At 55.7% G+C, this 17,000-nt stretch carries 15 protein-coding genes; 5 read left to right on the top strand and 10 right to left on the bottom strand.

Going from position 1 to position 17,000, the window contains the following annotated elements:
* Window positions 1-31: 31 nt before the first annotated feature.
* From cysA to AC07WB_RS13865, 8 genes are all read right to left on the bottom strand, one after another.
* Window positions 32-1,120, bottom strand: a complete 1,089-nt coding sequence (cysA, locus tag AC07WB_RS13830) for a sulfate/thiosulfate ABC transporter ATP-binding protein CysA (protein WP_097096505.1) — start codon at window positions 1,118-1,120, stop codon at window positions 32-34.
* Complete coding sequence (gene cysW / locus AC07WB_RS13835; RefSeq protein ID WP_494940679.1) at window positions 1,110-1,982, bottom strand: sulfate/thiosulfate ABC transporter permease CysW; 873 nt, start codon at window positions 1,980-1,982, stop codon at window positions 1,110-1,112. Before cysW ends, cysA begins: the two co-directional genes overlap by 11 nt.
* Window positions 1,982-2,815 (bottom strand): sulfate/thiosulfate ABC transporter permease CysT, encoded by an 834-nt coding sequence (gene cysT / locus AC07WB_RS13840; protein ID WP_097096503.1) that lies wholly within the window; start codon window positions 2,813-2,815, stop codon window positions 1,982-1,984. The genes cysW and cysT overlap by 1 nt, the downstream gene beginning before the upstream one ends.
* Window positions 2,815-3,831 (bottom strand): sulfate ABC transporter substrate-binding protein, encoded by a 1,017-nt coding sequence (locus AC07WB_RS13845; protein ID WP_494940680.1) that lies wholly within the window; start codon window positions 3,829-3,831, stop codon window positions 2,815-2,817. The genes cysT and AC07WB_RS13845 overlap by 1 nt, the downstream gene beginning before the upstream one ends.
* Window positions 3,832-4,073: 242 nt before the next feature.
* Window positions 4,074-4,970 (bottom strand): Dyp-type peroxidase, encoded by an 897-nt coding sequence (locus AC07WB_RS13850; protein WP_097096501.1) that lies wholly within the window; start codon window positions 4,968-4,970, stop codon window positions 4,074-4,076.
* A gap of 98 nt (window positions 4,971-5,068) precedes the next feature.
* The gene (locus AC07WB_RS13855) at window positions 5,069-5,683 is read right to left on the bottom strand and encodes an RpoE-regulated lipoprotein (RefSeq protein ID WP_494940681.1); all 615 of its coding nucleotides are present in this window, start codon (window positions 5,681-5,683) and stop codon (window positions 5,069-5,071) included.
* Between the two features lie 63 nt (window positions 5,684-5,746).
* On the bottom strand, window positions 5,747-6,208 hold the full coding sequence (locus AC07WB_RS13860) for a DUF2919 domain-containing protein (protein WP_097096499.1): 462 nt from the start codon (window positions 6,206-6,208) through the stop codon (window positions 5,747-5,749).
* Window positions 6,208-6,633, bottom strand: a complete 426-nt coding sequence (locus AC07WB_RS13865) for a GNAT family acetyltransferase (RefSeq protein WP_097096498.1) — start codon at window positions 6,631-6,633, stop codon at window positions 6,208-6,210. The genes AC07WB_RS13860 and AC07WB_RS13865 overlap by 1 nt, the downstream gene beginning before the upstream one ends.
* A 211-nt stretch (window positions 6,634-6,844) precedes the next feature.
* On the opposite strand from AC07WB_RS13865, the gene amiA reads away from it, so the two are divergent.
* The gene (amiA, locus tag AC07WB_RS13870; protein ID WP_097097670.1) at window positions 6,845-7,702 is read left to right on the top strand and encodes an N-acetylmuramoyl-L-alanine amidase AmiA; all 858 of its coding nucleotides are present in this window, start codon (window positions 6,845-6,847) and stop codon (window positions 7,700-7,702) included.
* 47 nt (window positions 7,703-7,749) lie between these two features.
* The gene (hemF, locus tag AC07WB_RS13875) at window positions 7,750-8,661 is read left to right on the top strand and encodes an oxygen-dependent coproporphyrinogen oxidase (protein ID WP_494940682.1); all 912 of its coding nucleotides are present in this window, start codon (window positions 7,750-7,752) and stop codon (window positions 8,659-8,661) included.
* A gap of 32 nt (window positions 8,662-8,693) precedes the next feature.
* On the opposite strand, the gene maeB is transcribed toward hemF, so the two are convergent.
* Window positions 8,694-10,973, bottom strand: a complete 2,280-nt coding sequence (gene maeB / locus AC07WB_RS13880; protein ID WP_494940683.1) for an NADP-dependent oxaloacetate-decarboxylating malate dehydrogenase — start codon at window positions 10,971-10,973, stop codon at window positions 8,694-8,696.
* 342 nt (window positions 10,974-11,315) lie between these two features.
* Here maeB and tal point away from each other — a divergent pair, with 342 nt between their 5' ends.
* The 3 genes from tal (at window position 11,316) to ampH (ending at window position 15,661) form a co-directional block, all read left to right on the top strand.
* Window positions 11,316-12,266, top strand: a complete 951-nt coding sequence (gene tal / locus AC07WB_RS13885) for a transaldolase (protein WP_097096495.1) — start codon at window positions 11,316-11,318, stop codon at window positions 12,264-12,266.
* A gap of 69 nt (window positions 12,267-12,335) precedes the next feature.
* Window positions 12,336-14,345, top strand: coding sequence for a transketolase (gene tkt, locus AC07WB_RS13890; RefSeq protein ID WP_494940684.1), 2,010 nt, complete (start codon window positions 12,336-12,338; stop codon window positions 14,343-14,345).
* A gap of 146 nt (window positions 14,346-14,491) precedes the next feature.
* Entirely contained in the window at window positions 14,492-15,661 is a 1,170-nt protein-coding gene (ampH, locus tag AC07WB_RS13895) for a D-alanyl-D-alanine-carboxypeptidase/endopeptidase AmpH (protein WP_097096493.1), read from the top strand.
* Between the two features lie 92 nt (window positions 15,662-15,753).
* On the opposite strand, the gene AC07WB_RS13900 is transcribed toward ampH, so the two are convergent.
* Entirely contained in the window at window positions 15,754-16,827 is a 1,074-nt protein-coding gene (locus AC07WB_RS13900) for a DUF1176 domain-containing protein (protein ID WP_097096492.1), read from the bottom strand.
* Between the last annotated feature and the right edge of the window lie 173 nt (window positions 16,828-17,000).

Below are 17,000 nucleotides of genomic sequence, written 5' to 3' on the forward strand. Positions count from 1 at the left end.
GAAAGTCCCGCCCGAAGGAGTGTCAAAAATATCAGGCGCTCTCGGCAAAGGCAACCGGGCTTAGCGGCGTAGTGCCATGATAGATGCGGGCCTGTTGCAGGCCGACAAACAAGCGTTCACCGCGAATCGGCGCAGTATGATCGCCATCGAACACCACGGAGAAGACGTCGCCCTGCCAGCCACTTGGCTGCACGACCAGCTGCCAGAAGTGGCCGCGCGGGCTAATTTCCAGCACCTGCACCGGCAGCGGTGTTTCCAGGCTACTCTGGCGTGAAATATCAATTTCCCATGGACGCAGGAACAGCTCGACTTCGCCCTGATGTGCAGGCGTATAGCCCAGCGGCCAGCGATGTGCGGCAACGTGGAACTGCGAACCATGCACTTCACCATTAAAGCGGTTCACTTCACCGAGAAACTCCAGCACAAAGCGAGTAGCCGGATCGCGCCACACGTCATCAGGCGTACCCACCTGTTCGATATTGCCCTGGCTCATCACCACCACGGTGTCGGCCACTTCCATCGCCTCTTCCTGATCGTGGGTGACGAACACGCTGGTAAACTTCAACTCTTCGTGCAGTTGACGCAGCCAACGGCGCAGCTCTTTACGCACCTGCGCATCCAGCGCACCAAACGGTTCATCCAGCAGCAGAATTTGCGGCTCGACCGCCAGCGCACGTGCCAGTGCCACACGCTGCTTTTGGCCGCCCGAAAGCTGTGCCGGGAAACGATTTGCCAGATGGCCCAGCTGCACCATCTCCAGCAGACGCGTTACGCGCTTTTTGATCTCTGCCGCATTCGGCCGTTCACGGCGCGGCAGTACGGTCAAACCAAAAGCAATGTTGTCGAATACCGTCATGTGACGGAACAGCGCGTAATGCTGGAAGACGAAGCCGACCTGGCGATCGCGCGCATGGATGCGGCTCACGTCTTTGCCATTAAAATGGATCTGGCCGCTGTTCTGATGTTCCAGCCCGGCGATAATGCGCAGCAGCGTGGTTTTCCCGGAACCGGACGGTCCCAGCAGCGCCACCATCTTGCCGGAAGGAATATCCAGAGAGATGTCGTTCAGTACCGACGTGCGGTCAAACGCTTTGTTAATTTGTTTAATCTCAATGCTCACGATTTTCCTCCTGTAGGCGCTTCTGCTGATGCTCTAATCGCCACTGCACCACGCTTTTCAGAAACAGCGTCACAATTGCCATCAGGGTCAGCAGCGCGGCGGCGGTAAAGGCGCCCACGGTGTTGTAATCCTGATGCAGTAATTCAACCTGAAGCGGCAAGGTATAGGTTTCGCCGCGTATCGATCCCGAAACCACCGAGACCGCACCAAACTCACCAATCGCACGTGCGTTAGTCAGCACCACGCCGTACATCAGTGCCCAGCGGATGTTCGGCAGCGTCACGCGGCGGAACATCTGCCAGCCGGATGCGCCAAGCAGCACCGCCGCCTCGTCTTCGTGGCTACCCTGGCTGAGCATCACCGGCACCAATTCGCGCACCACAAACGGGCAGGTAACGAAGATGGTGGCCAGCACCATGCCGGGCCAGGAGAACATAATCTGGATATTGTGTGCATCCAGCCAGCCACCTGCCGTGCCGTTAACGCCCCAGAACAGCAGATACATCAAGCCAGCAACCACCGGCGACACGGCAAAGGGGATATCAAAAAGTGTCAGCAGCAGTTGGCGACCCGGAAAGGTAAAACGCGTCACCAGCCACGCCAGCAGCGTACCGAACACCATATTCACCGGCACGGTAATCAGCGCCACTAAGAGGGTCAGCCAGATGGCGTGCAGCATGTCGCCATCTTTCAGGTTAGTCAGTGAAGCCACTAAGCCCTGATTAAGCGCTTCCCAAAAGATGGACACCATCGGCACCACCAGCAGCAGCAGGGAAACCAGCGCGCCGATGCCAATCAGCAGCCACTTGCCCCAGTTAATGGGCTGGCGATCGGCGTGATTGAGGTGTGAAATCTCCGCCATCAGTGGCCTCCTAAGCGACGGCCAAAGCGGCTCTGCAGGGTGTTGATCGCAAACAGCAGCAGCAGAGAAGCCGCCATAATCACTGAAGCAATCGCGCTCGCTGCCGGGTAATCGAACTCCTGCAGGCGGACAAAAATCATCAACGACGTCACTTCCGTTTTCCAGGCAATGTTACCGGCGATAAAGATCACCGCACCAAACTCGCCAATGCTGCGGGTAAACGACAGCGCGGTACCCGCCAGTAAAGCCGGTGCGACTTCAGGCAGCACTACGCGCCGGAAACTCTGCCAGCGCGTAGCGCCAAGAGTTTCTGCGGCTTCTTCATATTCCGGTCCTAACTCTTCCAGCACTGGCTGCACGGTACGCACCACAAATGGGATGCTGGTGAAGGCCATGGCGACGGCGATGCCGAGCCAGGTGTAAGAAACTTTGATATCAAAATGCGCCAGCCACTGACCGTACCAGCCGTTTACCGAAAACAGGCCCGCCAGCGTCAACCCCGCGACTGCGGTGGGTAATGCAAACGGCAGGTCCATCAAGCCATCCAGCAGCGTGCGGCCCGGGAAGCGATAGCGCGTCAAAATCCACGCCATCAGCATGCCAAATACCGCATTGAACAGTGATGCCACCCCCGCCGCCAGAATCGTCACTTTATACGCGGCGATCAGCTGCGGATGCGTAATCACATCCCAATATTGCGTCAGCGTCATCTGCGACAGTTGCATCAGTAACGCGCTGATCGGCAGCAGCAGAATCAGGCAGGTGAACAACAGGCTGGTGCCAAGGCTCAAGCCAAAGCCAGGCAAGACTCGTTTTTGCGCCAGCGCGAACATTATCCGCGCCCCGCTGCCAGTAATTTGTCCAGCTCACCGTCTGAACCAAAATGGACTTTCATCACGTTATCCCAGCCGCCAAAGGCATCGTTGACGTTGAACAGTTTGGTCTGCGGGAAGCGGTCTTTCTGCTGCGCCATCAGCTGTGGGTTATTTACGCGATAGTAATAGCTGGTGATGATTTTCTGCGCCTCAGGCGTGTAGAGATAATTCAGATAGGCTTTAGCGGCATCAGCGGTGCCATTGTGTTCGACATTTTTGTCGACCCACGCCACCGGGAATTCCGCCAGAATATTCGTTTCCGGTACGATCACTTCATACTGATCTTTACCGTACTGATTGCGGATATTATTCACTTCCGATTCAAAGCTTACCAGCACATCACCTAAGCCGCGCTCGGCAAAGGTGGTCGTTGCGCCACGACCGCCGGTATCAAACACCTCGACGTTCTTCAAAAATTTTGTCATGAAGGCTTCAGTTTTGGCTTTATCTTTACCATCAGCCTGATCGGCAGCGCCCCACGCGGCAAGATAGGTATAGCGTCCGTTGCCTGACGTTTTAGGATTAGGGAAGATCAGCTTCACGTTGTCGCGAGCCAGATCGGCCCAGCTGTGAATCTGCTTTGGGTTACCTTTACGCACCAGAAATGCCATGGTGGAGTAAAACGGCGAGCTGTTGTTGGGTAAACGTTGTTGCCAGTCAGCCGGAATCAGCTGGCCTTTGTCATGCAGCACCTGCACATCCGTTACCTGATTGTAGGTCACCACATCAGCGCGCAGACCTTGCAGAATCGCCAGCGCCTGCTTGGAAGAACCGGCATGCGATTGCTTGATCGTCAACTTGTCATTGGGATGCGCAGCGTCCCACTGCTTTTCAAAGGGCGCATTCAGGGCTACGAACAGTTCGCGTGAAACATCATATGAACTGTTGAGCAACTCGGTCGCCTGCGCCGCACTCGCGATACTCAGCGAGAGCGCGATACCGCCAAGCCATTTTTTCGAAATCGGAAGTGTCATGCTGCACCCTGAAAGACGGCCATTACGCCAATGTCATTAGATGCAGTCAGTGTATTTATAACTCAGGAGAAAGCTGTAACGGTTTTATATATCGTTTAGGGATTTCAAAGTTTAAAAAAGCATAAGACGGCGGGAGAGTTTATGCAGCGGATGGGATTGAACCGGGTTAAACAGGTCGCCATAAATGGCGACACCACAATGCGAGATTTCGTAGGGGCGCCATTTATGGCGCCCTACCTTAATCAAATCGCGTGCAACGCCGCCAGCGACGGCGCAAAAAAGTAGCTACCGCTGACCGGCTTAGTGAAGCGCAGCATGGCATCCATTTTGCCGTCGCGCTCGCCGAACATGCTCAGCAACTGCTGCTCAATGTTATACAGTCGATGACAGTAGGAAATGAAGTACAAGCCGTGCTTACCGCTGGCGCTGCCGTAAGGCAGACTTTGACGCAGAATCTTCAGGCCCTTGCCCTGTTCTTTCAGATCGACACGGCTGAGATGTGAAGTCTCCGGACGTTGATCGCCCGGTAGCTCTTCATTGGTCGCTTTAGTACGCCCAATGATCGCTTCCTGCTTTTCTACCGCCAGACGATTCCACAGTTGGAGATTGTGCTCCCAGCGCTGAGTAAACACATAGCTGCCGCCAGCATCCGGACCTTCACCAATAATCGCTACCTGTTGGCGCGCCTCGCCCTGTGGGTTTTCCGTGCCGTCAACAAAGCCGGAAAGGTCACGATCTTCTATCCAACGGAAACCGTGCGTCTCTTCTTCAATATTAACGGCATCCGCAAAGGCGCCGATGGCAGCCTGCGCCAGCGCGAAATTCACGTCATGCCGCTGTGATTGAATGTGGATCAGCACATCGCGTTGGGTCGCAGGCGCAATACCTTTCCCCAACGGCGCGAAAGGTTTGAGCTCTGGCGCGGAGGCGCTGCCCTGTAGATCGCGCCACAGCGCATCACCAAAAGCGATCACCGCGCCTAATCCAGCCTGACTGAATTGGGATTGCAGCGCATTGAGCTGCTTTAAGAAGGATTTGCTGCCCTGACGTAGCGCATCAAGATCGCCCGTAACGCGGGCTTCGAGCCAAATGGCGAATCGGCGGTGTTCCAGCAGGATACCGCTCTGAAACTGAGACATGAATGTGCTCTCCGGCATGAAGGTTAGACGGTATTTTTTCGCCCGTATCATACCGGAAAGCCGCGCACTCAGTGTGCGTTTACGCAACTTTTAATCGATTAACGCTGCCAGACGATCTTACTGATTTTCCAGCTTTTTAGGGTATCGTCAGATGGCATCAAACCTTCAGGGCCATGCCATTCACCGCTGTAGACAAAGAAAATATGCTGGCTGCCCGGTGCACGGCATTCAACATCATGCGCATCCAAACCCGAAGCCATTTTGCAGTTATTAAACGCTTTGCTGAATTTTTCACTGAACAGGTCGCCAATCTTGCTGCCGTCTGTCGCTTTAGCATCGGCATCCTGCACTTCAATACGCTCAACGCTGGTAGTGCCGTTAATCACCAATTTGACGTTGTCGCCATCCAGCGCCTGCCAGAAATCGACCACCTGACCATTCTGCGTGCGCATGCCCTGACGCAGTTTATAATCGCCGTTTAGCGCTTTATTGATGGCCTCCTCCGACATCGCCGTGGTGCTTGTCAGGCCCGCCACGCCTTGTTCGGTCACCTCAAGCGATCCGCCAAACCAGCCCAATGGATTTAGCGCAGACCAGTGATAGCTGAGTGGATTGTACCAATGGCTTTCGCTCGCGCTGGTAGAAGAACCCGAACTGGCGCAGCCAGCCAGAACCATGCTGCTAACCAGCAGTGCGTGACGAACAACTTTCATGAAAACTCCTTGATCTGCTAAGCCGATTGGCGTGCCTGTTGGAGTCACAAACCGGCAAAAAGTTTACTCGACGTGCTGATGCTCTGGTAGAAAGCAGTCGCGTAGCCGCCGTTGGGTTTGCAGCCAGAACAAGGCGAGCAAATCGAAAAGCGTCAATAACAGCGGCAGCGGTGAGTCGGGAAACGCCCCCTGCAGCAAGCTGGAGCCTTGCCACAGCAGGCTTATCAGCAGCGACGCACTCAATACGTGACGCCAGCTTTGCCACAGACGCGGCCAGCGCTGACGATAGCCCGTCAACAACAAACCGATGGCCGCCGGGATGCCTAATGCCAGTCCCAGCCAGAAGCTTTGGCGATCGGGATAGAACAGCGCCAGCAAATCGTTGCCCTGCTGGCGAGAGGCGCCCGCCATCACCAGCAGCAGCCAGGTGCGCGCCTGCAATAACAGAATCAGCCAAAAAAGAAATGGCAGCCGCAGCTGCCCTTTCGCATCGTACTCTTCAGGAAGGTATTTCAAACCGATCATTAATACTCACGATCTTCAATTAAACGCTTGCCCAGCAGCAACGCGTCCACCGGCTCGTAATCCAGCTTCTCATAAAATGCCACCACCTGATCGTTCTCTTCGCGCACCATCAAATTGATTTTTGGACAGCCGCGCGCGATCAGCTTCTTCTCCAGACGATTCATCAACGCATTGGCAAAACCACGCCCCTGATAATCGGGATGTACCGCCAGATAGTAGACAGAACCGCGGTGACCGTCATAGCCGCCCATCAGCGTACCGACTACTTCACCGCCGACTTCCGCCACCAGAAACAGTTCCGGGTCGTGGTTCATTTTGCGTTCAATATCCAGCTCCGGATCGTTCCAGGGGCGTAACAAATCGCAACGCTCCCAGAGCGTGATCACTTCTTCAAAATCTTCCTGGCGGAAAGAACGGATTTCCATCGGCGTTACCCTGCTGTTAGGCACAATTCGCTGATTATCACGCATTCTTTGCCAGGCGCAACCCTCAGGCGACACAACGGTGCAAAAAAAGCGCGACATTTCTGTTAGTCAGTTGCAATAGAAAGTAAACGCTTGAAATAGTTACGAGGTCGCCGCCTGGGCATTGTTACGCTATAACATTGGGCAGGATTTACCTGTCATGGACCCGTTAATGAAGAAGATTTCACTGCTTAAGCGCCTTACCAACCGTCGCCAACTGATTCTTTCCGGTTTAGCGCTGGCGGTGTTGTCGCCGCGCGCCGTGCAGGCAACGGAAGAGAACAGCACTCTGCGCGTCAACTCGCGCCATACGCCACCGAAACCCGCCGCTAATGGCAAACGTATCGTGATGATCGATCCCGGTCACGGCGGCATTGATTCCGGCGCGGTGGGTGAAGAAGGCTCCGAAGAGAAACATATCGTTCTTGCCATCGCCAATACCGTGAAAACGTTGCTGCAATCGCATCCGCGCATCGAAGTCCGCCTGACGCGCGAAAGCGACCACTTTATTCCGCTTTATCAGCGTGTTGAGATCGCTCACCAGCATGGCGCCAATCTGTTTATGTCGATTCACGCCGACGGCTATACCAGCCCGGACGCCAACGGCGCGTCGGTGTTTGCGCTCTCCAACCGCGGAGCCAGCAGTGCAATGGCGCGCTACCTGTCGCAGCGTGAAAACGATGCTGACAAAGTGGGCGGCGCCGAAGTGCAGGATAAAGATCATTACCTCAACCAGATTCTGTTCGATCTGGTGCAGACCGACACCATCCGTAACAGCCTGACGCTCGGCAAGCACGTGCTGGATCAGATCCGCCCGGTGCATCATCTGCACAGCCAGCACACCGAGCAGGCGGCTTTTGCCGTGCTGAAATCGCCGTCGATTCCTTCGGTATTGGTTGAAACCTCCTTTATTACCAATCCGCGCGAAGAGCAGCTGCTCGGCACCCAGGCATTTCGGCAGAAAATCGCCAGCGCTATTGCCGATGGCATCTCCCGTTACTTTGATGAGGTCGATCGTCGCGAAGCCTAGCTTTTTCCTGTGATAGAATCGCGGCAAATTTCCGGAACGAGTAACTGATGAGCAATCCCGATATTTCCCGCGTCAAAGCCTTTTTGCTGGCGCTGCAGGATGATATTTGCGCCCAATTAGCGGCGGAAGATGGCAAGGCGAGCTTTGCTGAAGATGAGTGGCAGCGCCCCGGCGGCGGCGGCGGACGCAGCCGCGTGTTGCGTAATGGTGCGGTATTTGAACAAGCGGGCGTGAACTTTTCACATGTGCATGGCGACCAAATGCCGGCCTCCGCCACCGCGCATCGCCCCGAGTTGGCGGGTCGCAGCTTTGAAGCAATGGGCGTGTCGCTGGTGGTGCATCCGGAAAGCCCTTACGTCCCCACCAGCCACGCCAACGTGCGCTTTTTTATTGCAGAAAAACCAGGTGCCGATCCCGTTTGGTGGTTCGGCGGCGGATTCGATCTCACGCCCTATTACGGTTTCGAAGAGGATGCGCTGCACTGGCATCAAACCGCCCACGATCTGTGCCAGCCGTTTGGCGAGGATATCTATCCACGCTACAAAAAATGGTGTGACGATTACTTCTACCTCAAGCATCGCGACGAGCAGCGCGGCATCGGTGGGCTGTTTTATGACGACCTGAACACGCCGGATTTCGACTATTGCTTCGATTTTATGCAAGCGGTGGGCAACGGTTTCTCTCAGGCCTATCTGCCGATTGTGGCGAAGCGCAAAGCGTTGCCGTGGGGCGATCGCGAGCGCCAGTTCCAGCTCTATCGTCGCGGTCGCTATGTAGAATTCAATCTGGTATGGGATCGCGGTACGCTGTTTGGCCTGCAAACCGGCGGCCGCACCGAATCCATTTTGATGTCGATGCCGCCGCTGGTGCGCTGGGAATATGATTATCAACCGGAAGCCAACTCTCCCGAAGGCGCGTTATACCGCGATTTTTTGCCGGTGAAGGATTGGTTGGCATAACTCGTCAGGTCGCCATTAATGGCGACCTGGTTTCACAACGGTTCGGTCTGCGCCTCTACTACCGCTAACGCCACCATATTCACAATACGCCGCACCGAGGCAATACGCGTCAACACATGTACCGGCTTGCTGATTCCCATCAACACTGGCCCCACGGTGACCCCTTCTGAACAGGAGACGCGCAGCAGGTTGTAGCTGATGCGCGCCGCTTCTACGTTGGGCATAATCAGCAAATTGGCGGTGCCCTTTAGCGGGCTATCCGGCATCAGTTCGCGGCGAATGCTCTCCACCAGCGCGGCATCTCCGTGCATCTCACCATCAATCTCTAAATCCGGCGCACGTTGCTGGATCAGCGCCAGCATTTCGCGCATTTTACGTGCGCCCGGCGCGTTGGACGTACCAAAGCTGGAGTGTGACAGCAGCGCCACGCGCGGCTCAATCCCAAAGCGCCGCACGGTTTCCGCCGCCAGCAGCGTAATATCCGCCAGCTGCTCGGCGCTGGGATCTTCATTAACGTAAGTGTCAGCGATAAAAGTGTTACCGCTCGGCAGCAGCAATGCATTCATCGCGCCCGCTACCTTCACGTCATCGCGCAGGCCAAACACTTTCTCCACCACATCGTAGTGTTCCTGGTAATCGCCGATGGTGCCGCAGATCAGCGCGTCGGCTTCTCCACGATGGACCATAATTGCACCAATCAGCGTCGGATTACCGATCACCGCACGCTGGGCGGTTTCCGGCGTTACGCCGCGCCGTTTCATGATTTGGTAATACTCGTTCCAGTACTCTTTGAAGCGCGGATCGGACTCGTTATTAACGATCTCAAAATCCTTACCCGCTTCGATTTTTAATCCCTGCTTTTGCAGGCGCATGGCGATCACGTTGGGACGGCCAATCAGAATCGGCTTCGCCAGCCCGAGCGTCACCAGCTCCTGCGTGGCGTGCAGCACGCGCACCTCCTCCCCTTCCGCCATCACCACGCGTTTCGGATCTTTGCGCGCCTGCGAGAAGATCGGCTTCATAAACAGGTTGGTTTTGTAGACGAACTCGGTGAGCTTCTCACGGTAGGCATCAAAATCGTCGATGGGCCGCGTAGCCACGCCAGATTCCATCGCCGCTTTTGCCACCGCTGGCGCAATCTGCACAATCAATCGCGGATCAAAAGGTTTAGGAATCAGGTATTCCGGACCGAAACTCAAGTCTTGATCGTCATACGCTGAGGCCACCACATCGCTCTGCTCCGCCTGCGCTAACGCCGCTATCGCATGCACCGCCGCCAGCTTCATCTCTTCGTTAATGGCCGTAGCGCCCACGTCCAGCGCGCCGCGGAAGATAAACGGGAAACACAGCACGTTGTTTACCTGATTAGGGAAATCAGAGCGCCCGGTGCAGATAATGGCGTCAGGTCGTACCTGCTTCGCCAGCGGCGGCATAATTTCCGGTTCAGGATTGGCGAGTGCCAGAATCAGCGGATCCTGCGCCATCTTTTGCACCATCTCCGGCGTCAGCGCTTTAGGGCCGGAACAGCCGAGGAAAATATCCGCGCCGCCAATCACCTCATCCAGCGTGCGTGCGCCGCTGTCGGCAACCGCATATTCAGCTTTGGTCGGCGTCATGTTGGGCTCGCGATGACGATAGATCACCCCTTTGGAATCACACACCACAATGTTGTGCTTCTGCATGCCGAGCGCCACCAGCAGATTAAGGCAGGCGATGGCCGAGGCGCCCGCACCGGATACCACCAGCCGCACATCGCTAATGGCTTTTTTGACGATGGTTAAGCCGTTAAGCACTGCGGCGGTGCAGATAATCGCCGTGCCGTGCTGATCGTCGTGAAACACCGGAATCTGCATGCGCTGGCGCAACTGCTGCTCAATATAAAAACACTCCGGCGCTTTGATATCTTCCAGGTTGATGCCGCCAAAGGTCGGCTCCAGCGCGGCGATGACTTCAATCAGCTTGTCGGGATCGTGCTCATCAATTTCGATATCGAACACATCGATGCCAGCGAACTTTTTAAACAGCACGCCCTTGCCTTCCATTACCGGCTTACTCGCCAGCGCGCCAATGTTGCCGAGCCCCAGCACCGCGGTGCCGTTGGAGATCACCGCCACCAGATTGCCACGTGCGGTGTATTTGCCCGCGGCCAGCGGATCGGCGGCGATTTCCAGACAGGGCGCAGCTACGCCCGGCGAGTAGGCCAGCGCCAAATCACGCTGCGTTGCTAAAGGTTTGGTGGGTGAAACCTGAATTTTTCCGGGGGTGGGATATTGGTGAAAATCGAGAGCGCTTTGTTTGAGTTGATCGTCCATTAGGCATCCTGTGGCGCAGCTAAATGAGCGTTCAGTATAGGAATCTGTGCAGCAAAAGAGGGTGAAGGCGCTCAAAGAACGCGCAGTCTGAAAGGCACGGATTGCTACCGCTTCGCCTGCGGCTTTGCCACAGCCTGCTATTCTTAGTGATGGCAAAAAGCGTAGCTGAACCGATTAAGGCCCGTCCTCCTTTCACTATCGCACCTCTTAAGCGCCACGACGGCACAATCAGAGAAAACGCATTTTCTTCGTGCAACGTCTGTAGCACTGTGTTGGACCACTACTTAACAGGAATGGGTGCAGCACGTTTGCCCACATTATTGCTAATCAAGGAGTTAAGCGATGAACCAGCTAGATGCATTAAAACAGTACACCACCGTGGTGGCTGACAGTGGCGACATTGAATCTATTCGCAATTATCACCCACAAGACGCGACCACCAACCCATCATTGATCCTGAAAGCCGCCGGTCTCGAGGGTTACAAGCACCTGATTGATGACGCCATCGACTACGCAAAAAAACAGGGCGGCAGCAAAGAGACGCAAATTATCAACGCCAGCGATAAAGTGGCGATTAATCTCGGTATGGAAATTCTGAAAAGCGTGCCGGGCCGTGTTTCGACCGAAGTGGATGCGCGCCTCTCCTTCGATCGTGGCATGTGTGTCACCAAAGCCGAGAAGCTGGTGCGTCTGTACGAAGAGCACGGTATCGATCGCTCACGCATTCTGATCAAACTGGCCTCCACCTGGGAGGGCATCAAAGCCGCCGAGGAGCTGGAGAAAAATGGTATTCAGTGCAACCTGACGCTGCTGTTCTCGTTCGCCCAGGCGCGCGCCTGTGCCGAAGCCGGTGTGTTCCTGATTTCACCGTTCGTTGGCCGTATTTACGACTGGTACAACTCACGCAAACCTATCGATCCGTATGTGGTGGATGAAGATCCAGGCGTGAAATCTGTGCGTCGTATCTACGATTACTACAAAAAGCACCGTTACAGCACCGTCATTATGGGCGCCAGCTTCCGTAAAGTGGAACAGATCCTGGCGCTTGCCGGCTGCGATCGCCTGACCATTTCGCCAAATCTGCTGGAAGAGCTGGCCAACAGCGACGCGCCACTGGAACGCAAGCTGGAGCCATCAACCGAAGGCTTCCATCAGCCGGCTTCACTGTCAGAAGCGGAATTCCGTTGGGAACATAATCAGGATCCGATGGCGGTTGAAAAACTGTCAGACGGCATCCGTCAGTTCGCCATCGACCAACAGAAGCTGGAAGACGTCCTCTCGTCACGTCTGTAACCCGCAATCACTCTTATGGCGGATGGGCAGCGGCTCATCCGCTATCGCCAAATCACAAGGGAGAACCTTATGTCTTCACGCAGAGAGTTGGCTAACGCGATTCGTGCACTCAGCATGGATGCGGTTCAAAAAGCAAATTCCGGCCACCCCGGCATGCCAATGGGCATGGCAGATATCGCCGAAGTGTTATGGCGCGATGTCCTGAAGCACAATCCGAACAACCCGGCCTGGGCCGATCGTGACCGCTTTATCCTCTCCAACGGTCACGGCTCAATGCTGCTCTACAGCTTGCTGCATCTCACAGGCTACGATCTGCCGATGGAAGAGCTGAAAAATTTCCGTCAGCTGCATTCAAAAACCCCCGGTCACCCGGAAATTGGTTACACGCCAGGCGTGGAAACCACCACCGGGCCGCTGGGCCAGGGCTTAGCCAATGCGGTCGGTTTGGCGATTGCTGAACGTACGCTGGCGGCGCAGTTTAACCGTCCTGGCCATGACATCGTTGACCATCACACCTACGTGTTTATGGGCGATGGCTGTTTGATGGAAGGTATTTCGCACGAAGTCAGCTCGCTGGCCGGCACGCTCGGCCTTGGTAAACTGATTGGCTTCTACGATCACAACGGTATTTCCATCGATGGTGAAACCGAAGGTTGGTTCACCGATGACACCCACAAACGCTTCGAAGCCTATAACTGGCATGTGATCGGCAGCGCAGAAGGCATCGACGGCCACGATTCAGAAGCCATTGCTGCCGCAATTAAAGAAGCGCAAAGCGTCACCGATAAACCGTCGCTGATTATCTGCCGCACCACCATTGGCTTCGGCTCGCCGAATAAAGCCGGTAAAGAGGAGTCGCACGGCGCGGCGCTGGGCGAAGAAGAAGTGGCGCTGACGCGGCAGAAACTGGGCTGGCACTATCCACCGTTTGAGATCCCGAAAGAGATTTATCAGCAGTGGGATGCTAGAGAAGCGGGCGCACAGCGTGAGAAATCCTGGGATGAGAAATTTGCCGCGTATAAAGAGGCACATCCCGAGCTGGCACAAGAGTTTAGCCGTCGTCTGAACGGTGAAATGCCAGCCAACTGGAACAGCGAAGTACAGAAGTTTGTTGAAGAGCTACAGGCTAATCCGCAAAAAATCGCCAGCCGTAAAGCATCGCAAAATACGCTGGAAGTGTTTGGTAAGCTGCTGCCGGAATTCCTTGGCGGTTCTGCCGACCTGGCGCCAAGTAACCTCACCATTTGGTCGGGCTCGAAATCGATCAAAGAGGATACTGCCGGTAACTACATTCACTACGGCGTGCGTGAGTTTGGTATGACGGCAATCGGTAACGGTATCGCCCATCACGGCGGCTTCGTGCCTTATACCGCCACCTTCCTGATGTTCGTTGAGTACGCGCGTAATGCGGTGCGCATGGCGGCGTTGATGAAAGCGCGTCAGGTATTGGTGTATACGCATGACTCGATCGGCCTCGGAGAAGATGGTCCCACGCACCAGCCGGTTGAGCAAATTGCCAGCCTGCGCGTCACGCCAAACCTTAGCCTGTGGCGTCCGTGCGATCAGGTGGAAACCGCCGTCGCGTGGAAAGCCGCCGTTGAGCGCCATCACGGCCCAACGGCGCTGATTCTGTCGCGTCAAAACCTGCTGCAGCCGGAACGCAGCCAGGAACAGGTGGCGAATATCGCGCGCGGTGGCTATGTGCTGAAAGACAGCGACGGTGCGCCAGAAGCGATCATCATCGCCACCGGTTCAGAGATCGAAATCGCGTTGGGCGCAGCGGAGAAGCTGACCGCTGGCGGCCATAAAATTCGCGTGGTTTCACTACCAAGCACCGACGTGTTTGATAAGCAGGATGCTGCCTATCGCGAATCGGTACTGCCATCCGGCGTGAAAGCGCGCGTGGCGGTGGAAGCCGGTATCGCCGATTACTGGTACAAGTATGTCGGTCTGGACGGCGCGATTGTCGGCATGACCACCTTCGGTGAGTCTGCACCAGCTGGCAAACTGTTCCCGGAATTTGGCTTCACCGTCGAGAACATCGTCAGCCACACCGAAGCCTTACTCAAGCCGCACTGATTGATTTGGCCCTGCGTCTTTTTGGCGTAAGGGCCATTTTTTGATCACAGCCTGATACAGAAAAAAATCCGCTCTGCCCTCTTCACGCCTCGCACAAACTGATTACTATAAGCTTTCCTCCGATTCTGATAGCGGACGCTTTCCCGTTGAAAAAACGTACCCCTTTTTTACTGGCCTTAATGGTTTCAGTGCTTCCATTAAAAAGCATGGCGCAGTCGTCGCCCGATCCGTTACTGGCTTCACAGATTGTTGATCGCTACGCCGAGCACATTTTCTATGGCAGCGGTGCCACCGGTATGGCGCTGGTGGCTATTGATGGTAACCAGCGCGTTTTCGCCAGCTTTGGTGACACGCGTCCCGGCAATAACGTGCGTCCACAGCCTGATTCCGTCATTCGTATCGCCTCACTAAGCAAGTTAATGACCAGCGAAGTGATGGTGAAAATGGCCGAGCGTGGCCAGATTCGTCTTGACGATCCGCTGAGCAAATATGCCCCACCCGGCGCGCGCGTGCCGAGCTATAACGGACAACCGATTCGCCTGATTAACCTGTCCACGCACACCAGCGGGCTGCCGCGCGAGCAGCCGGGCGGCAAACCGCATCGTCCGGTGTTTGTCTGGCCAACCAAATCCGATCGCTGGCAGTGGCTGAGCGGTGCCGAACTGAAAGCGACGCCCGGCTCGCGCGCGGCGTATTCCAATCTCGGCTTCGATCTGCTGAGTGATGCGCTGGCCAAGGCGGCAGGCACGCCGTATCCGGCGCTATTGCAGCAGTTAGTGACACGTCCGCTCGGTATGAAAGACACCACTTTTACGCCATCACCGGATCAGTGCCAGCGCCTGATGGTGGCGGAAAAAGGCGCCAGCCCGTGTAACAACACGCTGGCGGCCATCGGCAGCGGTGGCGTTTACTCAACGCCAGACGATATGGGGCGCTGGATGCAGCAGTTCCTCAATTCCGCCGTGAATCACCGCACGCCACAAATCGATCGCCTGCAAACCCTGATTTACCGCCGTGACCAATTAACCAAAGTAGAAGGTATGGATGTGCCGGGGCGCGCGGATGCGCTGGGCATGGGCTGGGTATATATGGGACCGAAGGAGGGGCGTCCGGGGATTATTCAGAAAACCGGCGGCGGCGGCGGCTTCATCACCTATATGGCGATGGTGCCGCAACACAACGTAGGCGTCTTTGTGGTGGTGACGCGTTCACCGCTCACGCGTTTCACCCCGATGAGCGATGGCGTCAACAATATGCTGACCGAACTGGTGGGGAATCAGTCCGGTTCACCTATGACAGTAAAAGCCATCCGCTGATGAGTGCCACAGATCGTAGCGGCGCAATTCATTGCGCGATAAATCGCGCCGCTACGGAATGTGCGATGATTGAATTCTGTGCATGACCGATCTCAACGCGATTGCACTGCATTCTGCGATTGGCTAACCCACAAGGTTGGCCAGTCATCACTGCTGTGCCATGCATCACAGGTTTTCTCCTCCGCATATTCCGCCAGCACAAACTCGTTGCCGTCAAATTGCCAGCGCGTTGCCACACCGCAATCTCCCAAGCCACGCCCTTTACTGAAGGTGTAGAGCAAGCCATTGCTGGCATCGAACTCCGCATTGACTAACTCCAGCTGATTATCGCTGCGGGAAGCGGGGGTGAATGGCAACGTTAAGCTCAGACCGCGCGCCACATAAGGCGCGCTACGCGTCACTTCAAATGCCAAATCGATAACGTTATAAGCGCCGGTTTCGCAGCTGACCAGCAGCAGCGCTTTGCTGTCGGTGAGCGGTGAGACACTCACTTCGCGCCGCAGCGGATCGAGCGAGCAGTTATCGGTATTTACGCGCCAGGTGCCGTAATCAATCAATCCGCTGGTCTCTTCCTGAGTCAACGGCGCAGGCGGCGGCAACGGCGTTGGGAGCAGCGGCAGTAGCGGCTGCGGCGGCACGTCCCACTGCACGCGATCGCCGCGTTTCACCCATGCGCTGGCACCGTTCACCCTGCCCTGCACATCATCCATCAACAGCAGCGCTGCCTTCATACCGCTGAGCGGAATGGTGGCATTAGCCTTGTAAGTTAATTGCAGATTTTGTGCATCCAGCGTTTGAGCCAGAAACTCGTCAATAGCGATGGCATTGCTGGTCGCGAGATGGTGAGGTTCTACCGTCCAGTGTTTCAGATCGGGCGTTAAACGGCGCTGATCGAGCAGCAGGTTATCTTTTAGCGGACCGCCCGGTAGCTCACCGCTGTAGGCGCTGCCGTAATCGATACGCAGCAGTGGACGATCGTTAACGCCAGCATGACGCGAGAGTGTCATCACCAGGCCGTTATCGCCGGGAAAACTGCGCGCCACGCAAAAAGCCGCATTGTTACAGGTTAGCTGCCAGTCAGAAAACGACTTTTGCAACGGTTCGGCCTGTACGCACGCGACAAAGAGGAAGGGCAATAAAAGCAGTAACTTCATCCAATACGACATTAAAAAAATCGGTCCCCAAATTCCTGGAAAGAAAATGATAGCGCAACGGGAACGCTGTCAGCAGGCCTAAACTGTGAGCCGGCCCTAAAAGCGGGGTTAACTGCTGCAAAAGCAGTCACCCTATGTCGATCGGGTACGGGATAACGCGATATCTCCATCATCCTTTTCGCACG

The sequence above is a fragment of the Pantoea sp. GW821-FHT03E06 genome (genome assembly GCF_059420725.1).

What these genes read in the sequence shown, in the direction of transcription:
- cysW (WP_494940679.1), bottom strand. Translation starts at nt 1,982, where the DNA reads ATGGCGGAGATTTCACACCTCAATCACGCCGATCGCCAGCCCATTAAC.
- cysT (WP_097096503.1), bottom strand. Translation starts at nt 2,815, where the DNA reads ATGTTCGCGCTGGCGCAAAAACGAGTCTTGCCTGGCTTTGGCTTGAGC.
- AC07WB_RS13845 (WP_494940680.1), bottom strand. Translation starts at nt 3,831, where the DNA reads ATGACACTTCCGATTTCGAAAAAATGGCTTGGCGGTATCGCGCTCTCG.
- AC07WB_RS13850 (WP_097096501.1), bottom strand. Translation starts at nt 4,970, where the DNA reads ATGTCTCAGTTTCAGAGCGGTATCCTGCTGGAACACCGCCGATTCGCC.
- AC07WB_RS13855 (WP_494940681.1), bottom strand. Translation starts at nt 5,683, where the DNA reads ATGAAAGTTGTTCGTCACGCACTGCTGGTTAGCAGCATGGTTCTGGCT.
- AC07WB_RS13860 (WP_097096499.1), bottom strand. Translation starts at nt 6,208, where the DNA reads ATGATCGGTTTGAAATACCTTCCTGAAGAGTACGATGCGAAAGGGCAG.
- AC07WB_RS13865 (WP_097096498.1), bottom strand. Translation starts at nt 6,633, where the DNA reads ATGGAAATCCGTTCTTTCCGCCAGGAAGATTTTGAAGAAGTGATCACG.
- amiA (WP_097097670.1), top strand. Translation starts at nt 6,845, where the DNA reads ATGAAGAAGATTTCACTGCTTAAGCGCCTTACCAACCGTCGCCAACTG.
- hemF (WP_494940682.1), top strand. Translation starts at nt 7,750, where the DNA reads ATGAGCAATCCCGATATTTCCCGCGTCAAAGCCTTTTTGCTGGCGCTG.
- maeB (WP_494940683.1), bottom strand. Translation starts at nt 10,973, where the DNA reads ATGGACGATCAACTCAAACAAAGCGCTCTCGATTTTCACCAATATCCC.
- tal (WP_097096495.1), top strand. Translation starts at nt 11,316, where the DNA reads ATGAACCAGCTAGATGCATTAAAACAGTACACCACCGTGGTGGCTGAC.
- tkt (WP_494940684.1), top strand. Translation starts at nt 12,336, where the DNA reads ATGTCTTCACGCAGAGAGTTGGCTAACGCGATTCGTGCACTCAGCATG.
- AC07WB_RS13900 (WP_097096492.1), bottom strand. Translation starts at nt 16,827, where the DNA reads ATGTCGTATTGGATGAAGTTACTGCTTTTATTGCCCTTCCTCTTTGTC.